Raw genomic sequence first — 389 nt, 5'->3', positions numbered from 1 at the left:
AAGCTGCCCAGGTTGATGGTGATATCGTTTTCGTCATTGCCGGCTGCATGGTCCAGCGGCTTGAGCAGGGTGAAGGTATACGCACCGGCGCTGGTGAGGCTGAAGGTGAACACGTCCACCACACCGGCCTTGGCGGTAAGGGTGTTGCCCACGACGCTGTACACCAGTGCCACGCCGCCCGAGCTCAGTGCCGGCAAGCCGCTGGTGTCACTCGACAAGCCATAGCTCAGCGGCGTATCGGCACCGGACTGGAAGATGCCGGTCACGCTGCCACTGGCGGTGGTCGCCTCGCCAGCAACGTCGCCGGTTCCGCCAGGGATGCCGTTGGTCAGGCCGTCTTCGTCAACGGTGCCCGTGACAGGGGTGCCGGTTGCCGTTGGGGTGTCGTC

The 389-nt window shown here is 64.8% G+C and carries 1 pseudogene; it reads right to left on the bottom strand.

Annotation, left to right across the window (positions count from 1 at the left end):
* Nucleotides 1–389, bottom strand: a pseudogene (locus tag CYD26_RS24835) (hypothetical protein); the annotation flags it as partial.

It is taken from the genome of Pseudomonas sp. FFUP_PS_473, assembly GCF_002858665.1.
Classification (GTDB): domain Bacteria; phylum Pseudomonadota; class Gammaproteobacteria; order Pseudomonadales; family Pseudomonadaceae; genus Aquipseudomonas; species Aquipseudomonas defluvii.
Note: the sequence above shows the minus strand (reverse complement) of the source record. Positions and strands in the feature narration are given on the sequence as shown.